Source organism: Lysinibacillus cavernae, assembly GCF_009724685.1.
GTDB lineage: Bacteria > Bacillota > Bacilli > Bacillales_A > Planococcaceae > Lysinibacillus > Lysinibacillus cavernae.
The window spans coordinates 385,678-408,391 of the sequence record NZ_WMEF01000003.1 but is presented as its reverse complement, the minus strand read 5'-3'; the positions used below and the strand labels follow the sequence as shown (position 1 = coordinate 408,391).

The 22,714-nt window shown below is 37.6% G+C and carries 22 protein-coding genes, 1 other RNA gene and 1 other annotated feature; of the genes, 21 read left to right on the top strand and 2 right to left on the bottom strand.

The annotated features are described in order from the left end of the window. The first annotated feature begins 40 nt into the window (after positions 1-40). Complete coding sequence (locus tag GJU32_RS09680; protein WP_230874998.1) at positions 41-913, top strand: LysR family transcriptional regulator; 873 nt, start codon at positions 41-43, stop codon at positions 911-913. Between the two features lie 370 nt (positions 914-1,283). On the opposite strand, the gene GJU32_RS09675 is transcribed toward GJU32_RS09680, so the two are convergent. Beyond that, positions 1,284-2,870: an N-acetylmuramoyl-L-alanine amidase family protein gene (locus GJU32_RS09675; protein ID WP_155591735.1), complete on the bottom strand. Its 1,587-nt coding sequence runs from the start codon at positions 2,868-2,870 to the stop codon at positions 1,284-1,286. A gap of 164 nt (positions 2,871-3,034) precedes the next feature. Continuing rightward, positions 3,035-3,282 (top strand) — a binding site (T-box leader). Positions 3,283-3,492: 210 nt separating this feature from the next. On the opposite strand from GJU32_RS09675, the gene hisS reads away from it, so the two are divergent. The 18 genes from hisS (at position 3,493) to GJU32_RS09585 (ending at position 19,440) form a co-directional block, all read left to right on the top strand. After that, complete coding sequence (gene hisS, locus GJU32_RS09670) at positions 3,493-4,761, top strand: histidine--tRNA ligase (protein WP_155591734.1); 1,269 nt, start codon at positions 3,493-3,495, stop codon at positions 4,759-4,761. A gap of 100 nt (positions 4,762-4,861) precedes the next feature. Next, complete coding sequence (aspS, locus tag GJU32_RS09665; RefSeq protein WP_155591733.1) at positions 4,862-6,631, top strand: aspartate--tRNA ligase; 1,770 nt, start codon at positions 4,862-4,864, stop codon at positions 6,629-6,631. Positions 6,632-6,770: 139 nt separating this feature from the next. After that, positions 6,771-6,970, top strand: a non-coding RNA gene (gene ssrS, locus GJU32_RS09660) — 6S RNA. Between the two features lie 46 nt (positions 6,971-7,016). Continuing rightward, entirely contained in the window at positions 7,017-7,577 is a 561-nt protein-coding gene (locus tag GJU32_RS09655; protein ID WP_338016790.1) for a GrpB family protein, read from the top strand. Between the two features lie 127 nt (positions 7,578-7,704). Next, a complete protein-coding gene (gene nagA, locus GJU32_RS09650; protein WP_230874997.1) occupies positions 7,705-8,865 on the top strand; it encodes an N-acetylglucosamine-6-phosphate deacetylase in 1,161 nt (386 codons plus the stop codon). Between the two features lie 25 nt (positions 8,866-8,890). Continuing rightward, the gene (locus GJU32_RS09645; RefSeq protein WP_155591730.1) at positions 8,891-9,613 is read left to right on the top strand and encodes a GntR family transcriptional regulator; all 723 of its coding nucleotides are present in this window, start codon (positions 8,891-8,893) and stop codon (positions 9,611-9,613) included. A gap of 4 nt (positions 9,614-9,617) precedes the next feature. Then, positions 9,618-10,337 (top strand): sugar isomerase domain-containing protein, encoded by a 720-nt coding sequence (locus tag GJU32_RS09640; RefSeq protein ID WP_155591729.1) that lies wholly within the window; start codon positions 9,618-9,620, stop codon positions 10,335-10,337. 18 nt (positions 10,338-10,355) lie between these two features. Then, positions 10,356-10,625, top strand: a complete 270-nt coding sequence (locus GJU32_RS09635; RefSeq protein WP_155591728.1) for an HPr family phosphocarrier protein — start codon at positions 10,356-10,358, stop codon at positions 10,623-10,625. A gap of 115 nt (positions 10,626-10,740) precedes the next feature. Further along, the gene (locus GJU32_RS09630) at positions 10,741-11,916 is read left to right on the top strand and encodes a GNAT family N-acetyltransferase (RefSeq protein ID WP_155591727.1); all 1,176 of its coding nucleotides are present in this window, start codon (positions 10,741-10,743) and stop codon (positions 11,914-11,916) included. A gap of 227 nt (positions 11,917-12,143) precedes the next feature. Then, positions 12,144-12,455 (top strand): PTS sugar transporter subunit IIB, encoded by a 312-nt coding sequence (locus GJU32_RS09625; RefSeq protein WP_155591726.1) that lies wholly within the window; start codon positions 12,144-12,146, stop codon positions 12,453-12,455. Positions 12,456-12,471: 16 nt separating this feature from the next. Next, positions 12,472-12,792: a PTS sugar transporter subunit IIA gene (locus tag GJU32_RS09620; RefSeq protein ID WP_155591725.1), complete on the top strand. Its 321-nt coding sequence runs from the start codon at positions 12,472-12,474 to the stop codon at positions 12,790-12,792. Between the two features lie 46 nt (positions 12,793-12,838). Beyond that, positions 12,839-14,167 (top strand): PTS sugar transporter subunit IIC, encoded by a 1,329-nt coding sequence (locus GJU32_RS09615; protein ID WP_155591724.1) that lies wholly within the window; start codon positions 12,839-12,841, stop codon positions 14,165-14,167. 24 nt (positions 14,168-14,191) lie between these two features. Continuing rightward, on the top strand, positions 14,192-15,274 hold the full coding sequence (locus tag GJU32_RS09610) for a DUF871 domain-containing protein (protein WP_155591723.1): 1,083 nt from the start codon (positions 14,192-14,194) through the stop codon (positions 15,272-15,274). Positions 15,275-15,341: 67 nt separating this feature from the next. After that, positions 15,342-16,310, top strand: coding sequence for an N-acetylglucosamine kinase (locus GJU32_RS09605; protein WP_155591722.1), 969 nt, complete (start codon positions 15,342-15,344; stop codon positions 16,308-16,310). 185 nt (positions 16,311-16,495) lie between these two features. After that, complete coding sequence (locus GJU32_RS09600) at positions 16,496-17,257, top strand: tRNA threonylcarbamoyladenosine dehydratase (protein WP_155591721.1); 762 nt, start codon at positions 16,496-16,498, stop codon at positions 17,255-17,257. A gap of 139 nt (positions 17,258-17,396) precedes the next feature. Continuing rightward, complete coding sequence (locus tag GJU32_RS09595) at positions 17,397-17,780, top strand: hypothetical protein (RefSeq protein WP_155591720.1); 384 nt, start codon at positions 17,397-17,399, stop codon at positions 17,778-17,780. Positions 17,781-17,923: 143 nt separating this feature from the next. After that, positions 17,924-18,442, top strand: a complete 519-nt coding sequence (locus GJU32_RS09590) for a hypothetical protein (RefSeq protein ID WP_155591719.1) — start codon at positions 17,924-17,926, stop codon at positions 18,440-18,442. A gap of 284 nt (positions 18,443-18,726) precedes the next feature. Continuing rightward, positions 18,727-19,440, top strand: coding sequence for a hypothetical protein (locus tag GJU32_RS09585; RefSeq protein WP_155591718.1), 714 nt, complete (start codon positions 18,727-18,729; stop codon positions 19,438-19,440). A gap of 82 nt (positions 19,441-19,522) precedes the next feature. On the opposite strand, the gene GJU32_RS09580 is transcribed toward GJU32_RS09585, so the two are convergent. Further along, positions 19,523-20,812, bottom strand: coding sequence for a replication-associated recombination protein A (locus tag GJU32_RS09580; protein WP_155591717.1), 1,290 nt, complete (start codon positions 20,810-20,812; stop codon positions 19,523-19,525). A gap of 203 nt (positions 20,813-21,015) precedes the next feature. Here GJU32_RS09580 and cymR point away from each other — a divergent pair, with 203 nt between their 5' ends. After that, complete coding sequence (gene cymR, locus GJU32_RS09575) at positions 21,016-21,435, top strand: cysteine metabolism transcriptional regulator CymR (protein ID WP_008181126.1); 420 nt, start codon at positions 21,016-21,018, stop codon at positions 21,433-21,435. A 110-nt stretch (positions 21,436-21,545) separates the two neighbouring features. Continuing rightward, entirely contained in the window at positions 21,546-22,694 is a 1,149-nt protein-coding gene (locus GJU32_RS09570; protein WP_155591716.1) for a cysteine desulfurase family protein, read from the top strand. The last annotated feature ends 20 nt before the right edge of the window (positions 22,695-22,714 follow it).

The window sequence follows — 22,714 nt, the reverse complement described above, 5'->3', positions numbered from 1 at the left end:
TTAATAATGTTGATTTATGATGTTTATATCACTTTTTTTGATGGGAGAAGAAAATAAAGTGGATATAGAAAACATGAAAGCATTTGTTACAGTGGCAGAGTTAGAAAGCATTTCAGGTGCTGCAATTGAGCTAAATCACCTTCAATCCAATATGACTGCAAAAATAAAAAAGATTGAATCTTATTATAATCAAGAACTGTTTATCAGAAATTCAAAGGGAGTAAAATTAACAAGATATGGAGAAAAATTATATCATCAATTTAAAAAAATACTATTTCTTTGGGAAGAAACAGAAAATAAGATGAAAAAGAATGAGGAAAAAATCCGTATTGGTACGATGATATCAGGCGGTGGGATGCAATTCTCGAGTGCGTTAAATAAATTATTTGAAACCTACCCTGATTTATCGATAAACTTAAAAACTGGTTCAACAGAATATATTGAAGAACAAGTCCTTCTTGGAAATATTGATATTGCTTATACGATTGGCTCTCTAAACAATAAGCAAATAAATTATAAAAAAGTAGGACTTGAAGAAATGGTTATAATCGGGAATGCTATAGAATCAAACATGAACTTTGATGCGTATGTAAGTGGGAAAAACATACTTGTATTATCTGATAGGTGTTTGTATCTCTCCATATTAAATAGTATTTTCACAGGCTTAAATATTAAATACGGTGAAATCATTGAAGTGGGAGAACTTGAAACCTTAGTACAGTTCGCAATGATGGGTATGGGAATATCCTTAGTACCCAAGCGCATAGCAAAACGTTATAAAATCAATAATTATTTAGAAGTCCCATCATCGTATAGATACATCGACTTTTATCTAATTACTCGTCTAAGTCATGAATTACCTTTAGAAAAACAGTTTATTGAGTTAAATAACTCACTTATAAACAATATTTAATAAATATACTTCGTTGTTAAAATCCCTTATTCCATTAAATGGCCAGATTGTTGGACACAATTAAATAACATTCTTCAACTAACTTGAACCTTTAGCTGTAGAAGAAACAAGGTCATAACTAAAAGTAAAAGAACTTACCACATATTTAAATCTATTTGAATTACCACAATAAATGATTGTTGAAGGGGAGAATTAGTTGTTGTGTGAAATAGGGACATTTGTAGTATAAAAAGAGGATAGATAGAGCAAATTCCTCAAGCTCTCCTATCCTCCTTTTAATGTCTATACATATAATGTGTGACATTAAATAAGAATGCACTATTTAAAATGGTTTCAGATTATTTAAAAGATATCAACCACAGCTTTTTGTTTATTCTTCTTGCTCATTAAAGTAGTTAAGAATACCTTGATAAATACCGAGAGTCGCCTGTTCACGGAATTTTGCCGTTGTGATGACGCGCTCCTCACTTGAATTACTTAAAAATCCTAACTCGATAAGGACTGCTTTCTGACGATTTTCTCGTAGTACTAAGTAGTTACCTTGTTGTGTTCCACGATCTCTCAAATCTATTTTACTGGATAGCCCATCATGAATTGATTCAGCAAGCCCTTTCTGAGTACTATTCATATAATAGGACGTGAAGCCGTTAATAGAGCTATCGTCTGTTGCATCATAATGAAGACTAATAAAGGCATCTGCCTCATATTGATGGGCAATCGATACACGCTTACGCAATGCCACATATTCATCTGATTCCCTCGTCATGACCACGTTTGCGCCTGCAGCACTTAACTTGGAAGCAAGGAGAGTGGCTGTTTTCAAGGTAATGCCTTTTTCCTCTGTACCACGTTGACCTGTTGTACCATGGTCATTCCCACCATGACCAGCATCGACAACAATCGTCAGTCCGTTTAATGTACCTTTTTTACGAGGTTCTTCTTTTACTTTTTGTGGGGTCGTCGCTTTGTTGGAACTTGTTGTCACAACCCAGTTCGCAACAAATGCTGTCTTTTCGCCATCTAATTGTATTTCATAAAAATCATTTTTTACGCCAACAATCGGGTAATTTAGGCCAGCATCTACACGCTCGACAACTTCAGCCGCCGTTGAGGCATCAGTTCGTAGGTTTGTCCCATTATAGATAATCGTAACGGATTCCAACTCTTTGGAAGAGGAAGTTTTTGATGTACTCTTTACTTTATTGGAGAATGTGCCGTAAAAACTATAGACCCATCCAGTTTTTTTATTATTGTACTGAATTTGTACCCAGTTATGCTCATGAGCTAGTACTTTAAATGTTTCACCTTTTGTAACAGTACCGATTTTTTTAGCATTCAAGTCTGGTTTTTTACGAATGTTTAGGTTATCCACTAAAATAGTAAAGGTTGTATCTTTGTTAACAGGTGTTGTAGTTGTTGTAGTCACTTCTACAGCATTTTCTATAGGTTCTGTTTCTTTTTTTGGACTATCGTTAATCGTGACATAATCCTTCGAAACCCATCCCGTTAGTCCATTCCAATCAACTTTTGCCCATTCACCATTTTCTTCAATGAGGTTTACTTGGTTGCCCGTAGAAAGTTGACCCAGAACAGCTGAAGAAATATCAGGCTCTGTTCGAATATTTAAACGATCAACTTGTGAGATGACGGTTTTATCTATGGCTTGTTTAGCGTTTGTAGGAGCTGTCAGCCAAGAGGCAACCCATCCTTCGTAGTTCCCTGCTTTTACTTGAATCCAATCACCTTCACGACCAATAGAGGTTAAAGGATCGCCTTCTTCTAAAGTCGTAATAATTGGATAAGATAATCCAGGACCCTCACGCAAATGAAGAATCGTTCCAGCGACTTTTAGATCACTGGTGTCAGCGGAAGCTTTTTGAACAAAGTTCTTATTTGGCATCGCAATCGTTACCATTAGTACGAAGATGATTATACTATGTAAAATTGTTGTCCTCATCAGATTCCTCCTATTCCTTGTGCTATTTTACCATGCTTTTGTCATAAAATTCGTGGTAAAAAGGTAATGGAATTTGTTATTTTCTTAACAGTCTTATGAAAAATACAAAAATAGTTGACATTGTCTTGGCTAGTGACTAACATAAAGGGTAATCGAAAAATGATTAATCGCTTATGACCAAGCAAGTAGCGTATACCTCTATTGGAGAAGAGAGGGAAAGACTTAGGCTGCAATCTTTCCTACAAAAATGTAACACGCGAATAACACTTGAGAGGCTTTTTTCTGAAAAGCATTGCTTAGCTTAGTAGGAAAAAACGGAATCGGCCGTTATCCGATTACGAGGAGGACACATGTAGTAATTTGTGTCAACTAGGGTGGAACCGCGGAAGCTTATACAGCTCTCGTCCCTTGCTATGGCAAGGTGACGGGGGCTTTTTTGTTGTCCAAAAAGCTAGTGGTTTTTCTGGAGATATTGTTCGATCAATAGTGAGTGAGTATTTTATAAAAGTTGGTGAGATCCGCTCAAACCGAAGTGAAACCACGCGCCGAAGAGGTGAGACCCCTCACACAATGTGGAACGAAACCTGTTCAATCATAAGCAATCAATATAGGAGGGAATTACATGAGTTTTAAAGTACCACGAGGGACACAAGATATTTTGCCTGGTCAATCTGAAAAATGGCAAAAGGTTGAAGCGATTATTCGTGATATATGTCGTGTTTATCGCTATAACGAAATTCGTACACCGATTTTCGAACAAACTGATTTATTTGCACGTGGTGTTGGTGAAACAACAGATGTTGTGCAAAAGGAAATGTATACATTTGAGGATCGAGGGGGCCGTTCGTTAACATTACGTCCTGAAAATACAGCTGGTGTCGTGCGTGCCTATGTGGAACATAAAATGTTTGGTGCACCTGATCAGCCAGTCAAGCTTTCTTACTTAGGACCAATGTTCCGCTATGAACGTCAACAAGCTGGTCGTTATCGTCAATTTGTGCAGTTTGGTGTAGAGGCAATTGGTTCAGCAGATCCTGCAATCGATGCAGAAGTCATTGCTCTTGCGATGGACGTCTATGAATCAGCAGGATTAAAGGATTTAAAATTGGTGATCAATTCATTGGGTGACAAAGTAACACGTGATACACACCGTACAGCATTATTACAACATTTTGAGTCACATATTCATGAGTTTTGCTCAGATTGTCAAAATCGTTTGCAAAAAAACCCATTACGTATTTTAGATTGTAAGGTGGATCGTGAGCACCCATTAATGCAAACGGCACCGGCATTAACAGATTTTCTTACTGAAGAATCCGCTGCTTATTTTGCACAGGTGAAAACGTATTTAGATACATTGGGTATTTCTTATGAGGTTGATCCAAATCTTGTGCGTGGGCTTGATTATTACAATCACACAACGTTTGAAATTATGTCTACAGCATCTGGCTTTGGTTCGATTACAACACTATGTGGTGGTGGACGCTACAATGGCCTAGTGCAAGAAATTGGCGGCCCAGATGTACCAGGTATTGGTTTCGCATTAAGTATTGAACGTTTGTTATTAGCGCTTGAAGCAGAGGGCGTTGAATTAGATACAGCTTCAGGGTTAGATGTTTATATTATTGCAATGGGCGATGAAGCGAAGCAAAAGGCTGTAGAACTTACTAGTACTTTCCGTGCGAAGGGGCTAGCAACAGAGATGGATTATTTAGATCGTAAAATGAAAGCCCAAATGAAATCAGCTGATCGCCTTGGTGCAAACTATACGATTGTCCTTGGTGAAACAGAGCTTGAAGAGCAAGCGGCTGCTGTCAAGCATATGGAATCTGGTGAGCAACACAAAGTGGCATTTTCAGAGCTAGTGAACTATTTATCACAACAATCATAAAACAGGCAGTAGTTATCTTGACCTATCCTAGATAACTACTGCAAAGTCACATAGCATTTTTATGCTACATAAATTGAAGATATTTTGGAGGAATTTAACAATGGCTACAAGAACACATGCTAGTAACGAGCTTTCAGAAGCGTTACAAGGCGAAAAAGTCGTATTAAAAGGTTGGGTGCAGCGTCGTCGTGACCTTGGGGGTTTGATTTTTATTGATTTGCGTGACCGTACAGGTATTACACAAGTCGTTTTTAGTCCAGACGTTGCAGAGGCACATGCATTAGCGGATAAAGTGCGTAGTGAATACGTGATTGAAGTGGAAGGTATGGTTATCCTTCGTACAGAAGATCAAATTAACCCGAATGTACCAAACGGTAAAATCGAGGTAGAAGCAACAAAATTAGTCGTGATTAATACGGCAAAAACAACACCATTCCAAATCGAAGATCGCACAGACGTATCTGAAGACCTACGTTTAAAATATCGTTATCTTGACTTACGCCGTCCGGTGATGTTCGATACATTCAAAATGCGTTCGGACGTTACACGTACAATTCGTAACTTCTTACAAAATGAAGGCTTCTTAGAAGTAGAAACACCGATTTTAACTAAATCAACGCCAGAGGGTGCTCGTGACTATTTAGTGCCATCACGTGTACATGAAGGTGAATTTTATGCATTACCACAATCACCTCAGTTGTTTAAACAATTATTAATGGTTGCTGGATTCGAGAAATATTTCCAAATTGCACGTTGCTTCCGTGATGAAGACTTACGAGCTGACCGTCAGCCAGAGTTTACACAGGTGGACATTGAAACAAGTTTCTTAACACAAGAAGAAGTATTAGAAATGAACGAGCGCTTAATCCAAGCAGTTATGAAAGAAGTGAAAGGAATCGATATTCCTGCACCATTCCAGCGCATGAAATACCAAGAAGCAATGAATCGCTATGGTTCAGATAAACCAGACGTACGTTTTGGATTAGAATTAGTAGCGTTAAATGATATTTTTGAAGGCTGTAATTTCAAAGTATTTGCGGATACTGTTGCACAAGGGAAACAAGTGAAGAGTATCAATATTAAAGGGGCAGCAGACAACTATTCTCGTAAAGACATGGATGAATTAACAAAATTTGTTGGTATTTACGGTGCAAAAGGTCTTGCTTGGTTAAAGGTTACAGAAGAAGGCTTAAATGGCCCGATCGCGAAATTCTTTGATGAAGCGTTAGCGGCAGCATTAATCGAACGAATGGGAGCTGAAGTTGGCGATATTCTTGTATTCGTAGCAGATAAAGCATCTGTTGTAGCTGCTTCTTTAGGGGCACTTCGTACGAAATTAGGACAAGATTTAAACTTAATCGACGAATCACAATTTGCCTTCCTATGGATTACAGATTGGCCACTATTTGAATACTCTGAGGAAGATGGACGTTATTATGCAGCACACCATCCATTCACACGTCCGTTTGATGAAGATATTGCATTAATGGATACTGACCCTTCAGCTGTTCGAGCGCAAGCGTATGATATCGTATTAAACGGCTATGAGCTTGGTGGTGGTTCATTGCGTATTTATGAACGTGACCTACAAGAAAAAATGTTTGAATTACTTGGCTTCTCAGAAGAAGAGGCACAAGCACAATTCGGCTTCTTATTAGAAGCATTTGAATATGGTGTGCCACCGCATGCTGGTCTTGCATTTGGTCTTGATCGCTTTGTCATGCTATTAGCGGGTCGTCACAATTTACGTGATACCATTGCATTTCCGAAAACAGCAAGTGCAAGCTGCTTAATGACAGAAGCACCAAGTGAAGTATCATCTGAGCAATTAAGCGAGTTAAGCTTAGCCATCAAACCATTCAAAAAATAATAAATAATGCAAAATACCTGGATTTTCTAGCAAATACTGTTGGAAATCTAGGTATTTTTTGCGTTTTTTAAAGAAACTATAGATTATTAGATAAAATAGTTTGAATTATCAGAAAATCAATGATAAGATAACTGTAATACGAATCCTGATGTGTTTGTCTAACTGCTAACTGTACTTCACAGTTTTGACCGAACACTATCGAATCGGGAGCCTTCATTTTGTGGTCGCAAACATGCCCCTAAGGGAGCGGGACGTTTAAAGCTGCAAAGCGGGCACCCCCCTGCAAATTGCGGGTTCAAAACGAATGTTTCTTGGCATTACGGCACAATTGGGATTCGTCCAATACATAGGAGTGAAAAGAAGCTAGTGAATAGCTTCTTTTTTTATGCAACTATTGAAGGGAGATTTGCACATGCAACTTGGATTAAAGGGAAATGAAGTCAAACTCGTGCCATATGATCAGGAGTGGAAGTGTGAATTTCAACGAGTTCGGGCTAACATCATGGAACAATCAACTATTGAATCTGACCGTATTCAACACATTGGTAGTACATCCATTGAGGGAATACAAGCTAAACCAATAGTGGATATTTTAATCGGCGTAGATAACCTAGAGCAATCATCCGAGTCATTGTTGAAAAAATTAAGAAACATAGGTTTTTACAGATTACGTGTAAAAAGACCAAATGAAATCGTATGTGCAAAATTTACAGACGATACATTTGAAGTTAAGACACATTTTATTCATATCGTAAATTTTCAAGGGGAAAAGTGGCATGATTTATTGTTCTTTAGAGATTTTTTAAATAACAATGACTCAGTAAAAAAACAGTACGAAACATTGAAAGCATCCTTCCTTAAAAATCAATTAAATGGAATAGAAGAATATACATTGTATAAAGAACAATTTGTGCAGTCCATTGTGAATAAAAGACATTTTTTATAGAAAAATTTAGAAAATATAAAAAAATCACTTTTTAATTTTGGTAAATCAGCATATAATTGGTATAGACAACTATACCTTTTTGGATGCTGGCATAATGGCTCCTAAAAACAGGATGGGGGTAAAGCGTTTGAAGGATACACTATTAATCTCTAATGTCACAATGATTAACCCTGATGGTCAGCCATTTGAAGGTGATCTCTATTTGGAAGATGGTAAGATTATTCAAATAGGGCAAGGGTTATCCATGGAGGCAGAACAATACATTAATGGGCAAAATAAAGATTGGTTACTGCTCCCTGGTTATATTGATATGCACATTCATGGTTCAGCTGGACATGATACGATGGATGCTACTCAACTAGCCCTGCATGAAATGGCACAGTCTTTAGTACGAGAAGGTGTTACGGGTTTCCTTGCAACGACAATGACACAATTAATAGCCGAAATTGAAAGCGCTTTAGTGAATGTTGCACACTATGAACGTAGAGATGGAGAAGCCGATTTACTAGGTATACATGTGGAAGGCCCATTTGTATCGAAAAAACGTGCTGGTGCGCAACCAGTAGAGTACATGATTAGTCCGACAATTGAACAATTTGCTTATTGGCAAAAAATAAGCAACCATCGTATAAGACAGATAACTGTTGCTCCAGAAATAGAAGGTGGATTTTCATTTCTGGAAGCATTAAAGAACTTCAATGTAATCCCATCTATTGGTCATTCAGATGCTACAATAGAGGAAGTCAATAAGGCTGTAACATTAGGCATAAGCCAAGCTACTCATTTATATAATCAAATGCGTCCATTTCATCATCGAGATCCAGGTGTCGTCGGTGGTGTATTGTTGGAAGACAAGATTAAAGTTGAATTGATAGTAGATTTTGTGCATAGTCATCCTCACTCGGTCAAACTAGCCTATCGAACAAAAGGTGCGAAAGGCATCATTCTCATTACTGATGCGATGCGAGCGAAAGGCTTGCAGAATGGTGAGTATGATCTAGGTGGGCAAACTGTGCAAGTAAGTGAAAAAGGTGCTCATTTAGCGAACGGTTCCTTAGCTGGAAGCGTCTTAACTATGGAACAAGCAGTGAAAAATATGAAGGCCATTACGAATTGTTCATTACAAGAAATTGTGGCTATGTCCTCGACAAATGCCGCTGAACAATTACAGCTTTCCAAGAAGGGCCGAATTGAAGAAGGCTTTGATGCAGATTTTGTAGTGCTCGATCGACAATTAAATGTGCAAAAAACTATTTGTCGAGGTAAAGTTGTATTTGAGAAATCATAAATCGGCGATAAGGAAGGTGCAAGATTTGGTAGAGAAAAACTCTCATATACCTATTTATATACAAATAGAAGAGATTATTAAACAAAGAATTTATTTAGAAGAATACAGAATCGGTGAAACAATACCATCAGAAAGAGAGCTTTCTGCACAATTTGATGTTAGTAGAATGACTGTACGTCAATCCATTACTAATCTAGTAAATAGCGGTCTATTATACCGGGAAAAAGGGAGGGGAACTTATGTTGCCAACCCGAAATTAGAGCAACCGTTAAAGGGATTAACGAGTTTTACTGAAGATATGCGAGCCAGAGGTATGGAACCAAGCAGTAAAGTATTAAGATTTGAGAAAATCATACCACCAGTGGATATTGCCAGAGATTTAATGATAGAGCCTGGAGATGAGGTGTTCTTTGTAGTGCGAATTAGGAATGCCGATTCTCAGCCAATGGCAATTGAAAGAACGTATATCCCTGTCAAAATATACCCAGAGTTGGATGAGAAGCAAATAATGGGCTCACTCTATGCCTTAATCGAAGCAAAATTCCATCAAAAAATTGGAAATGCCGTACAGCAAATGGAAGCAGCTATTGTATCAAAAGAAGATAGTAAATTTCTACAGATTAATCAAACAGCACCTGTTTTAATTATTAAACGTACGAGTTATTTATCGGATGGAAAACCTTTTGAGCTTGTACGCAGTACCTATCGAGCTGATCGCTACAAATTTATAAGTGAAATAAAAAGGTGATTTTATGCATGCATATTTTTCTGAAATCGAAAAGTTAATCCAGGTTGTGAAGGAACAGGAGACTGCGCGAATAAATGAAGCGGCGCAAATCATTGTGCAACGCCTTCAGAGAGGGGGTATCATCCAATTATTTGGTTGCGGTCATTCTCAGCTATTAGCACAGGAGGCGTTTTATCGTGCTGGAGGTTTGGTACCTGTACGTCCTATCTTTATTGAACCTCTAGCATTACATGCTGGAGCTTTAGCCTCCTCTATTAACGAGAAGGATCCAACTATTATTTACCAACATAAGGAACAGTTTGACTTTCATGAAAATGACATTTGCATTGTGATTTCAACTTCAGGGAGAAATGCAGCACCTATTGACGCAGCTTTATTAGCTAAGGATGCTGGGGTATTCGTTGTATCCCTCCAATCGCTTGTCTATAGGGAACAGGCTACACGCCATCACAGTGGGCTACGGCTAGAAGAAGTGGTAGATTTCGTGATCAATACTCATATACCTATTGGTGATGGTGTTCTGCATATACATGAAATGCAGTATGCGCCAGCATCAACTGTTATAGGTTCACTGCTATTAAATGCTTTATTCAGTGAAATCATTGAAGCAATAGCAAAGACGTCAAAAGAGATACCCATTTTTGTAAGTAATAATGTTGATTCAGATTGGTCGCATAATGAGGCTATGATTGCCAAATATCAACATCGGATAGATTTTACATGAAAAATGGAGGCATTGTGAATGAAGAAAATGTATAAAATTACTTCACCTGAAGGCATACATGCAAGACCTGCTGCGTTACTCGTAACCGCAGTTACACCGTTCGAAAGTGATATTGAATTAATATACAATGAAAAGTATGTTAATTTAAAGTCCATTATGGGTGTCATGTCACTGGGAGTACCACCAGGTAGCCTAGTAGAAATTTCAGCAACTGGACCCGATGTTGAAAAAGTATTTCAAACAGTAACAGAAGTCATGGTGTCTAAAGAAATAGGAGAAGAATGTTAAGAGGGAAATAGATTCTTGCAGTGGTTGTTTTCATACCACTGCAAGAATGATACCCATTAAAAAGCATATTGGTAAAATAAATATCTGACTATTCTGATTTAATAGAGGTGATTACATGAACATTAACATCGTCTCGCCAAATGATTATTGGCAGGTTCATCAATTAAGGGATTATTGTTTCCCAAATAAATACACAGGAGCTCGTCGAGAGGATTTTCATTATTGGATTGAGCAAAGTACAACGCTAGGTGCCTATGATCTTAAAAAACTTGTTGGTCAGCTTTTAATATTACCGCTTAATATGGCCGTACACGGTGTTCATTACAAAATGGGAGGAATAGGTTTTGTTGCTACATATCCTGAGTATCGGCAACAGGGTATTATCAAAAGGCTAATGACAGATGCACTTCAACAAATGCGTGACAATGGGCAAACCATCTCTGTTTTAGCACCCTTTTCTGTGTCCTTCTATCGGCATTTTGGGTGGGAATTATTTTTTGAGAAGCTACATTATACGATTCCACAAGCGCTATTTCCGTCTTTAGGGAAACAACTGGATGATGTTAAAAGAATGAGCTTCGAATGGATTGATCCCGAGCTTTTTAAAGTGATTAAGGATTTTCATAATGCAATGGCCGTCGTTAATAATGGTGGCATGGTACGTGATGATGCTTGGTGGAAGAGAATTGAGAGAAGGAGCCCTGATAGTCATTTTGCAGCCTACTTTAAAGAGGATAACGTAGAGGGCTATATTCGATATACGATACAGCATGGTACGTTTGAAATTCAAGATTTTATTGTAGCTAATCACTTAGCTGAACAAGCGATATGGCGTTATATTACGTCTCATGCGGCAAGTGTCAGTAGCATTACAGGCGTTACTACCAATCATTATCCATTCGGCTTTTATTTCAAAGAGCCACAATTTAAAAAGGAAGTTGTTCAGGATGTGATGGTTAGAGTGGTAGACGTTTATGCATTCATGCAGCAATATCCATGGAGGACTATTCATGAAACGATATTTATTCGTATTGAAGATCAGTTTTGTCATTGGAATGAGCATGTCTATCAAATAAATAAAAATGGTCATGTATCAATAATTGAGACAAATTCGGTCTCTGACATGCATATGTTAACACTACCAATTAATCTTTTTTCAGCAATGATGGTAGGCTATCTTTCCGTAAAAGAGGCTGTCGTCTATGCTAATCAACCTATGGAGGAAAAGATTATTCAACATTGGCAATGGGCATTACCTACTGAAAAACCAGCATTTTATGAGTATTTTTAGGACTCGAATGGTTGGAAAATTTAAAAAATTTTTGGATTTTTTTCTGGACTATACCAGTTAGGCGGAATTGTCTATTTTGCTATAAAACAGTAATAGCCCAATTTTGTAAATACTTATATCTATAGAAAATTAATGTAAAAATTGTATTGTGGTATATACCAATAGGTGCTATTCTCAAAATAAGTAAGCGATTACACTGTTGAGAAAACAAAGGAGGAGTGTTTTATATGAAAAACATCATGTTAGTGTGTGTAGCAGGTATGAGTACTAGTTTATTAGTATCAAAGATGCAAAAAGCTGCCCAAGAGCAAAATATTGAAGCAGATATTTATGCCATTGCAGAAGGCGAGGTTGAAAAAGTATTAGCTACTAAGAAAGCTGATGTGCTTTTATTAGGGCCTCAGGTTCGCTATTTAAAGGGGTCATTTGAAAAAAAATACAAGGATAGAGGCTTTCCAATCGATGTCATTAATATGGCGGATTACGGCATGATGAATGGGGAGAATGTTCTGAAGCAAGCACTACAATTAATTGGATGAAAGAGGGTCAAGGGGAATGGGTGAAACAGCATTAATGGAATCCATTATGGGTCTTATTGTGCATAGTGGCAATACAAAAAGTGAGTGTATGGAAGCCATTCAGTTAGCAAAAAAGGGGCAGATTGAAGAAGCTAGGGAAAAAATCAATTTAGCAAATGAGTCATTAATTGAAGCACATCATTCTCAAACGGGGTTACTGTCACAAGAAGCAAGGGGAGAAAAAGTAGAGGTTTCGATGTTATTAATTCATGCACAGGATCATTTAATGAACGCTATTACATTTCGCGATTTAGCGCAAGAAATGATTGAGTTATATGAACGAATCAAAGGGGAGTAACATCAAATTTTGATGTCACAATAAAAAGCAAAGGGAGTGTATGTGAATGTTCCGTTTTTTAGAAGAAAAATTTGTACCGGTTGCTGCAAGAGTTGGAAATCAGCGTCATTTAGTTGCCATTCGTGATGGATTTATTACGATCATGCCTTTGACGATTGTTGGATCACTTGCTGTACTTATTAACAATTTGCCAATCGAATTTTATCAAAATGCACTCGATGCCATTTGGAAGCATGAGACATGGACACAATTTGGTGGTAATGTTTGGGGCGCGACATTTGGAATCATCTCATTATTATTAGCCTTTACGGTTGCCTATCATTTGACGAAAAGTTATGACAAGGATGCATTATCTGGTGGAGTAATAGGGCTTGCGAGTTATATGACATTTGGTACGTTTGGTGAAGGTGGGTTAACGGGATTAACGACAGGTACAGGAGGAATATTTGTTGCCCTCATTACTGCTTTAATTTCCGCAGAACTGTTTTCTCGTTTATCTGGCAATCCAAAGCTATTAATTAAAATGCCAAATGGTGTACCACCAGCTGTTTCAAAATCTTTTGCAGCGTTACTACCTGCCATTATTACCATTGGATTATTTGCTCTTGTTCGTACAATTATTTCGGCAGGCTTCGATATACCAGATATTATTGGTTCATTCTATACGGCTATTCAAGAGCCATTTATGGGTCTAACAAATACATGGCTTGCGGCATTAATTTTAGCATTCATTCCTACGTTTTTATGGACACTGGGCGTTCATGGAGCAAATATCATCGAACCATTTATGCAAACAATAAATTTACCAGCTATTAACGAAAACGTTGCAGCCATTTCTGCGGGTAAAGTAGCACCTTATATCGTAAATAAACCATTCTTCGACGCTTTTATTAATATGGGTGGGTCTGGTACGACAATAGCACTTATTATTGCTATTTTCATATTTGCTAGAAAGAATAAGCAATATAATACAGTTGGGAAATTATCAGCAGCACCTGGTATTTTCAATATTAATGAACCATTACTTTTTGGTTTACCGATTGTCTTAAACCCAGTTTTATTCGTTCCATTTATTTTAACGCCAATGATTAATGTAACAATTGCTTTCTTTGCAACGAAGTGGGGGTGGGTGCCAGCTGCTACAGTTGCACCACCATGGACAACACCACCGATTATTAACGGATTTTTAGCAACTCAATCTTGGCGTGGTGCTGTCTTGAGTATTGTCTTAATTGTTATCGCTGTTTGTATTTATCTTCCATTTATTTCTATGGCAAACCGTATGGCGAAGCAGAATGAACAAAAAGCTGCTTTAGCGGCACAGAGTGAAGAATCGGCTGATGTCGAATCAAAAGGGCAAAAAGTAGAAGTATAAGAGTTTACTAAATGGAGGTTTGAAGTGAGAAGATTAGGTATTTCGCTATATCCACAGCATAGTTCACTAGACGAAATGAAGCGCTATGTACAGTTTGCGCATGACAATGGCTTTGATCGTATTTTCACATGTCTGATGTCATTAAAACAGGATGAGGAACGCCAAAAATTACAGCAGATTAATCAATTTGCACAGCAGCTCGGCTTTGATATTTCAGCGGATATCGCGCCAGCAGTCTTTCAAGAATTGAATTTAACCTATAGAGATATTGGGTACTTGAAAGAGCAGTATCATTTGGCTGCCTTACGTTTAGATATGGGATTTTCAGGACAGGAAGAAGCGGCGATGTCACTTGATGCAAGTGATCTAAAAATAGAATTAAATATTAGTAATGGTACAAAGTATGTAGACAATATTTTATCTTACCAGCCCAATAAAGAGAACATTATTGGATGTCATAATTTTTATCCAAGGCGCTTCACGGGGTTATCTCGTCAGCACTTTTTACAGACATCACAACACTTTAAAGCACACAACATTCGTACTGCAGCGATGATCTCCTCACTGCATGGTAAATTTGGGCCTTGGGAGCAAACGGAGTACGGTTTACCGACATTAGAGGAACATCGGCATTTGCCAATTACTGTACAGGCGAAAGATTTTTGGCATACAGGGCTTATTGATGATTGTATTATTGGCAATATGTATGCTTCTGAAGAAGAGATTCGTGCGTTAGGTCAATTAAATCGCAATATGCTTGAGTTAAAGGTTGTTCAATCCGCAGACACTAGTATTTTAGAGGAGACAATTCTTTTAAAGGAGCCACATTTTAATCGAGGTGATGTTTCTGAATACGTGATTCGTAGTACACAATCTCGTGTTAAATATAAAAATGGAGATTTTCCTGTACATGATACACGTCCATTAAAAAAAGGTGATGTCACAATCGATAATAATCTGGATGTTCGTTATAAGGGTGAGCTACAAATTATTCTAAAGGAAATACCGAATGCTGGATCTAGTAACGTTGTCGCTAGTGTTGTCGAGGAAGAACAATTTTTATTAGCTCACATTCAACCATGGGCATCTTTTGGTTTTACGAAATAAAGATGGAAGAGGAAGGGATTGAACCATCAATCTCTTTTTCTTTCTTTTTGGGGAAGGGAACGATGTTATGTATGTTTTAGCGATTGATGGCGGAGGCACAAAAACGACAGCCGTTATTTGTGACAATAAAGGCAACATCTATGCTCAAGTAGCAACGACACGAAGCAACCCAACAGCAATGGATAGACAATATTTTGAGGCGACTATCCATTCAATCATGCAAAATCTACAACAGCAAAATCCACAAGTAGTTGCAGAAGTTGTTAGCTGTTTTGCTGGTATGGCAGGAGTTCAGGAGCTTCAAGCAGGGGAGGTTGTTGAAGCTATTTTACGGCAATATGTTGATAGCACAGCGACAATTAAGGTGGACAATGATGCGTTGATTGCTCTTTATGCTGGTACCCTTGGAAAGGAGGGTATTGTCCAAATTGCTGGAACTGGTGCCATTACGATGGGTTACGATCTTCAGCAAGGCTGTCATCGAGTAGGTGGCTGGGGCTATCTCTTTGATGATGAAGGGGGTGGTTATGATTTGGGTGTTCAGCTACTAAAGGCCGTATTCCAAAGCTATGATGGAAGAGCAATTCCAACTAGATTAACAGAAGTAGTGCTGCAGCATTTTGCTGTGGAAAATGTACCGAAATTAATAGCATGTATTTATGGTGAAGAGCATCCACGTACAGTGATCGCCCCACTGAGTACATATATTTTTGAAGCAGCTGACAAAGGGGATATCGTAGCGAAACGAATCATTGAGGATGCTTGTAAAAACTATTTTAAGGCAATTAAAGCATGCTACTCGAGTATGAATTGGGGGAAAGAAGAAGTGCCTGTTGTCTTAGTAGGTGGTGTTTTTACCAATGAAACCTATTTTGTACCAAGGCTTCAGGCTATGGCTCTGGAGGAGACATTACGATTCCGATTTACGACGCCTGTTTTACCGCCAATTGGAGGGGCGGTTATTGCGGCCTTTCAACAAATAAATGTACAGCTTAAAGGTTGTTTTGTAGAAATTTTTCACAATCATTATAGGTAATGAAGCGCGGAGCAATTGAAAACGATTCAATTGCTCTTTTTTATGGTTTCGAGTAGGCATCCTTTATTTTTTTCTTTATAATTTTATCTTGAAGAATACCATGATAAAATGTAAGATAGTGTTTGAATTTATCTTAGTATATAACTAGGTTTACTAATAAAATTTCATAGATGGAGAGTGTCAGGATGTTACATCAATTTTCGCGTAACGAGCTCGCTATAGGAACAGAGGGTCTCGAGAAATTAAAAAATACAACAGTTGCCGTACTTGGTGTAGGCGGTGTTGGTTCATTTGCTGCTGAAGCATGTGCAAGAAGTGGAATCGGTCGAATTATTTTAGTCGATAAGGATAATGTAGATATCACAAATGTGAATAGACAATTAGTGGCCTATCTATCTACAGTTGGCAAATCTAAATCAGCAATTATGAAACAGCGCATTGCAGATATTAATCCAGATTGTGAAGTCATTGATATGCATATGTTTTACACGGAAGAAACGTATGAAGAATTTTTCGCACAAGGTATTGATTATGTGATTGATGCAAGCGATACAGTGATGTATAAAATTCATATTATGAAGGAATGTTTAAAGCGTAATATTCCTATAATTTCAAGTATGGGTGCAGCAAATAAAATGGACCCTACTCGCTTCCAAATTGCTGATATATCAAAAACACACACAGATCCATTAGCTAAAATCATTCGTACAAAGCTACGTAAGGAAGGAATTCATAAAGGTGTTACCGTTGTCTTTTCAGATGAAAGCCCAATTGTTGTACGACCAGATGTTGTAGAGCATGTAGGTAAACCTGATGCGGCAATCCGTAAAGCAAAAATGCCACCTTCTTCCAATGCCTTTGTTCCGTCAGTTGCAGGTTTAATTGCTGCAAGCTGGGTAGTCAATACCATTTTAAAAGATGTGAAAATTACGCGCGTACAAGGTTAATGCCTTCCACAGGCTTGGGTAATTTTCAAAAAACAGCATAATTGATCATTTTCGTAGAAGTAGCTGCCTTCATTGTTTTGAGAGGTAGCTACTTTTTCTATGTTACAATTAGACCGTGAAAAAAAGGAGACTTATACAGATGGAAAAAATTTATCAAATGGAATATAGAGGTTTAAATCTTTTCGATGAAATTAGCACTGTAGAGTTAGCTATAGATGAAGCAAAGCAGACCATCCATATTTTTGATGTTGGACAGGTTGTCAGCCCCATTTTTAATTTTGATGTATCGGCTTATGAATTGTCAGATGGTTTTTACAAAATGGCTGATGTTTTAAGGCACAAGAAAATATTAACAAATCAACAAGCAGGTAGTGAAACATTAAGCGAATGGCTAATTAAGAACAATGCTTATTTTTATATACCTAAAAAGCGTATTAAAAAATATATGCAGGGGAGTATTATCGAAATTATTGATCAAGCAAAGGAACAATGGTTATTTGATGATTATGTACAAAGGGTATAATTTTACCAAAATAGTTCGTATTATGTACATAAAATGCTATTAATTCACGAAATTGTCTTATTTTTTTCATGTCCACACTACTTCATATAGTTTATTGCTATAATTTGAATAATCCAATAGACAACATATGGGAGAGTGGGAAAATGGAAATTCAAGTAATTCGTGATCATTTAGATATTGTCAAACTTCAAGAGAAAATGAATGCCGTTGTATTTGACTATTTGGATACCTCTAACAATTACCCGAAAGCGATGAAAGAATTAAACCCTCTATATATACAAGTAACAGCTTATTATAAGGAGTATATTGAAAATCGGTCAGGGGAATTACCAAGTGCAAATACGTATTGGCATTTGTTTATCGACTGTTGTGCAAAACTATGTTATTTTTTAGCTGCATCGACGTACTTTTCTTCGAATGCCTTGCAAAAAACACCTGAAGAAGTGGAGCAATTATTAAAAATAGCAGCTTATTCCTTACCTAGTATTGAACAGGAAGAGAATGAACTATTATTAACAGAAATCCTTGCTCTATTAACTGAAGTTCTAGCAGATGAAGAAAAAGTGACAACAATACGCAATGAAGTGCTTGCACAAAAAGGTGATGTGAAGCAGTGTCTTCAGCAATTTAAATTATTTGTTGATCAAGAACTGCTTGTATAGACAATAAAAAACTGTCTATTGTCTGAAAATAGCATATGCGACAAGAATCTACGTAACTTCTGAAATTAATTCTTGTTTTTTCTGCAATGTTTGTTGTTTGAAAAGACAGATTTAATTGATTATTTAGTTTCGTGGGTTCTTTTTTGTTCCACGGAAAGTAAAAAGACATATTTTCTTAAAAAGGTATTTATGATTTTTTGTCGAATTATAGTTTTAAAAAAATTGGTCATACATGTGCTCACTGTCTTCAACGTTGTAAGAACTTATTGGAAGGGGGCTAGGCAATGATTATAAATGGTATTGAGATAGATTTAGTAAATTTGGAAAAACCACTTTTACTAGTTAGTGAGGAAGATGAGCTATTATTTCAACGACTTATCCAGCCAACGATTGAGCATAAGCTGATTCAATGTCAATTAGCTCTCTCTACAAGGAAATCTATCTCATTGGTCAAAGATATTTGGTTGGCCATGTATAGAGATCGGGAACAATTATACATCAATAGCGACCATGCGATGCTGTATCCAATTCGTTTAATTCTTTTTGAATTAGTTACACAAGCAGAATATTTTCAACGCTTAGCAAAAAAATCACGTGGTGATGAATGTCTTTCCCTTATTTATGCAGTTATTCTTTTACAATTCGTCTTACAGTGGTTGAAAGATCGGTTTAGTGATAATCAAGAGGTATACGGTGCATTAAAGCTGTTGTATAGAGTGACGGATGATGAATTAAGTGAACGAACATCTGAAACAAGGGAACAAAAAATTGCGCAAGCAGTTGCTGTCAAGGCTATTCGCTTTGAAGTGCGAGAAAACAGTCAAGATTTCGCGAGTTTGTTGTATCAATCCTATAATTTAATTGTATTTTTGCATAGTAAGGAATGCGGGGAAAGTGAGAAGAAATCCATTTTGCCATTACTTCGAAACCTATCAGAATCATTCAATCATTTTTACAAAGAGCGATACATTTCAAACAATCCTAGCTTTACAGGATGATTGCCAGAGTAGTCAATCCTGTCTTTTTGGATAAAAAGTAAAGTCACTTTTAATACTTGAAGAGTGACTTTACTTTTGGTTATTACTTTTTATGTTGATGAAAAGATTTAAGCTTTTCGTAGATTCCAGCCATTCGCTTTTCATCACCAGCAATAACAGGTTTATAAAATTCTGTTCCGACAAGTTCGCTTGGCAAATATTGCTGATCTACCCAACCACCAAAAGTACCAATTGGCGTATTATGTGGATATTGATAGCCGACATGTCCTAGCTCTTTCGCGCCCTCGTAATGAGCATCTTTTAAATGATTTGGAATATCGCCTGTTTTCCCTTCATGAATAGCCGCGATGGCGGCGTCAATTGCAGCAATGGCAGAATTGGATTTGGAGGTTAGACACATCTCAATGACGGCACTTGCGAGTGGAATACGTGCTTCTGGTAATCCTAGACGTTCTGCTGCTTGTACTGCGGCCAACATATGTGGGCCTACATCGGGATTGGCAAGGCCGATATCTTCATAGGCCATAACAAGTAGTCGTCTGCTGACAGCTACTAAGTCGCCTGTTTCCAATAAATGCGCTAAGTAATACAATGCAGCATTGGTATCACTGCCACGTACAGATTTTTGCAAGGCAGAAAGTAAATTATAAAAATGGGAGCCTTTCTTATCCCCATAAACACCGATTCGGCTAATGAGATGCTCGATGATATGATCCTCTGCAATCGTTTGCCCATCAACCTCATCACTTGCATAATAGATGGACTCTAGCAAAGTCAATGCCTTTCGCGCATCACCGTTCGCTGCTCCTGCGATTTGTTCAACTTGAGATTTTGTTAATGCAAAATGATATTTACCTAGTCCACGTTTTTCATCAGCTAGTGCTTTTTCAATAAGCTCGATTAAATTTTCTTTAGTTAGTCTTTTTAGTTGATAAATTTCGCCACAGCGTGAACGAATAGCAGGATTGACGTCATGGTAAGGGTTTTCTGTTGTTGCACCAATTAATACAATAGAGCCATTTTCAACATGTGGTAACAAAGCATCCTGCTGTAATTTATTGAAACGATGAATCTCATCCAAAAAAAGTAATACTTTTCCTGATATTCGGGCTTCTTGTACAATATCTTCAACATCCTTTTTACCGGCTCGTGTCGCATTGAGTGCAAAGAAAGGGAGGTTGGAGCTTCCTGCAATTGCATTGGCAATAGATGTTTTGCCGATTCCGGGTTCTCCATATAGCAACATGGACGGCACATGCCCATTTTGAATCATTTTATAAAGGGCCGTGTTCGGACCGATGAAATCCTGATGACCAACAATTTCATCAAGAGTTAAAGGGCGCATTCGAAAAGCAAGTGGTTCATTGTGCAAAATAATTCCCCCTTTCATTCGTTATCATATTTGATTCGTCCAAGTTCTGGCGCTAAAATATAGCGCTGATGTAGATGTCTGAACGACTTTGAATCGCATTTATTAGTATATCATATCCTTCTAGGTGTATTTCCGAGTTCATCAAGAGGAGATTATGATATACTGTTGGTAGTATTTTGACTAGACTAATTGAGGGTGATAAAATGAAAATTTCAACAAAAGGCCGTTACGGGCTTACAATTATGATTGAATTAGCAAAGCATTATGGCGAAGGACCTATTCCTTTGCGTAAGATCGCTGCTGAAAAGGAGCTTTCTGAAGCCTATTTAGAGCAATTAGTTTCTCCGCTTCGTAATTCAGGCTTAGTAAAAAGTGTACGTGGTGCTTATGGTGGTTATATGTTAGCGAATCCACCTAGCGAAATTTCTGCAGCTCATGTTATTAGTGTCCTAGAGGGACCAATTCAACCAGTTGAGGGTATTGAAAATGAGGAAGCACCACAACGTGAGTTATGGTTACGCATTCGCGATGCTGTAAAAAATGTGTTAGATACAACGACAATTGAAGATTTAGCACAATATACAGAAGAAAATGTAGCGGAAGGCTATATGTTCTATATTTAAAATGTTCACGCTAAAGCACTGCTCCCACATCAGCATCATTCTTTTGAAAAGTTGTGAAATAAGATGAGTGATGTGGGTTTTGCGCTTTTTATCAAAAAGGAGTTTTCAACATGAATTCATATATCTATCTCGATCATGCGGCCACATCACCAATGAATGGCCAAGTAATAGAAGCGATGACGACTGCTATGCATCAGGTGTTTGGCAACGCTTCAAGTATTCATGGAGCAGGTCGAGACGCACGTAAATATTTAGACGACGCTCGTGATATATTAGCTAAATCTATCGGTGCTAAAGCAGGGGAAATCATTTTCACAAGTGGTGGTACAGAAGCCGATAATACGGCCATTTTAGGAACTGTCTATGCCCGTGCTAAAGAAGGAAAACACATCATTACAACTCAAGTCGAACATCATGCGGTGTTACATACTTGTGAAAAACTTGAACGTGATGGCTTTGAGGTGACCTATTTACCAGTTGATGACAAGGGACGTGTAGCACCTGAGGATGTTCAAAAAGCCCTGCGCAAAGATACGATTTTAGTGACAATTATGTTCGGTAATAATGAAGTTGGTACAATTCAGCCGATTGCTGAAATTGGTAAATTATTACGTGAACATAGTGCCACTTTCCATACAGATGCGGTTCAAGCTTATGGCTTAGAGAAAATAGATGTAAACCAATTACAAGTTGATTTATTGAGTGTTTCTGCTCATAAAATTAATGGTCCTAAAGGGATTGGGTACCTTTACCAAAAGACGGGAACACCTTTAGCTAGCTACGCTCTAGGTGGCGCACAAGAGAAAAAACGTCGTGCCGGTACTGAAAATATACCTGCCATTATCGGTTTTGCAACTGCTGTGCAAGTTGCAAATGAGTTGCGTGAAGAAAAGCGTTCACTATACAATCACTTTAAGCAAATAATGCTAGATGTTTTTTCACAGGAAACGTTGGCGTTCCATGTTAATGGTGATGAGGAACATTCATTGCCTCATGTATTAAATATTAGCTTTGAGGGCATGGAAGTAGAATCATTTTTAGTAAATCTTGATATGGCAGGGATTTGTGTATCAAGTGGTTCAGCATGTACGGCTGGGTCGATTGATCCATCACATGTGTTAGTAGCGATGTTCGGACAAGGCGCAGAAGAATTACGAAACTCCATTCGATTTAGCTTTGGTCAGGATTTAACGGAAAAAGATATACGAGACGCAGCGGAAAAAACGGCTCAAATTGTGCAAAAACTAGCAAAAAAATAATTTGCGAAAAATACTGTTAT

Excerpts from the sequence above, each read along its gene's own strand:
- GJU32_RS09680 (WP_230874998.1), top strand. The coding sequence starts at position 41 with ATGGGAGAAGAAAATAAAGTGGATATAGAAAACATGAAAGCATTTGTT.
- cymR (WP_008181126.1), top strand. The coding sequence starts at position 21,016 with ATGAAAATTTCAACAAAAGGCCGTTACGGGCTTACAATTATGATTGAA.
- GJU32_RS09630 (WP_155591727.1), top strand. The coding sequence starts at position 10,741 with ATGAACATTAACATCGTCTCGCCAAATGATTATTGGCAGGTTCATCAA.
- GJU32_RS09605 (WP_155591722.1), top strand. The coding sequence starts at position 15,342 with ATGTATGTTTTAGCGATTGATGGCGGAGGCACAAAAACGACAGCCGTT.
- GJU32_RS09570 (WP_155591716.1), top strand. The coding sequence starts at position 21,546 with ATGAATTCATATATCTATCTCGATCATGCGGCCACATCACCAATGAAT.
- GJU32_RS09620 (WP_155591725.1), top strand. The coding sequence starts at position 12,472 with ATGGGTGAAACAGCATTAATGGAATCCATTATGGGTCTTATTGTGCAT.
- GJU32_RS09625 (WP_155591726.1), top strand. The coding sequence starts at position 12,144 with ATGAAAAACATCATGTTAGTGTGTGTAGCAGGTATGAGTACTAGTTTA.
- GJU32_RS09600 (WP_155591721.1), top strand. The coding sequence starts at position 16,496 with ATGTTACATCAATTTTCGCGTAACGAGCTCGCTATAGGAACAGAGGGT.
- GJU32_RS09595 (WP_155591720.1), top strand. The coding sequence starts at position 17,397 with ATGGAAAAAATTTATCAAATGGAATATAGAGGTTTAAATCTTTTCGAT.
- GJU32_RS09615 (WP_155591724.1), top strand. The coding sequence starts at position 12,839 with ATGTTCCGTTTTTTAGAAGAAAAATTTGTACCGGTTGCTGCAAGAGTT.
- GJU32_RS09585 (WP_155591718.1), top strand. The coding sequence starts at position 18,727 with ATGATTATAAATGGTATTGAGATAGATTTAGTAAATTTGGAAAAACCA.
- GJU32_RS09655 (WP_338016790.1), top strand. The coding sequence starts at position 7,017 with ATGCAACTATTGAAGGGAGATTTGCACATGCAACTTGGATTAAAGGGA.
- GJU32_RS09635 (WP_155591728.1), top strand. The coding sequence starts at position 10,356 with ATGAAGAAAATGTATAAAATTACTTCACCTGAAGGCATACATGCAAGA.
- GJU32_RS09590 (WP_155591719.1), top strand. The coding sequence starts at position 17,924 with ATGGAAATTCAAGTAATTCGTGATCATTTAGATATTGTCAAACTTCAA.
- hisS (WP_155591734.1), top strand. The coding sequence starts at position 3,493 with ATGAGTTTTAAAGTACCACGAGGGACACAAGATATTTTGCCTGGTCAA.
- GJU32_RS09640 (WP_155591729.1), top strand. The coding sequence starts at position 9,618 with ATGCATGCATATTTTTCTGAAATCGAAAAGTTAATCCAGGTTGTGAAG.
- aspS (WP_155591733.1), top strand. The coding sequence starts at position 4,862 with ATGGCTACAAGAACACATGCTAGTAACGAGCTTTCAGAAGCGTTACAA.
- GJU32_RS09675 (WP_155591735.1), bottom strand. The coding sequence starts at position 2,870 with ATGAGGACAACAATTTTACATAGTATAATCATCTTCGTACTAATGGTA.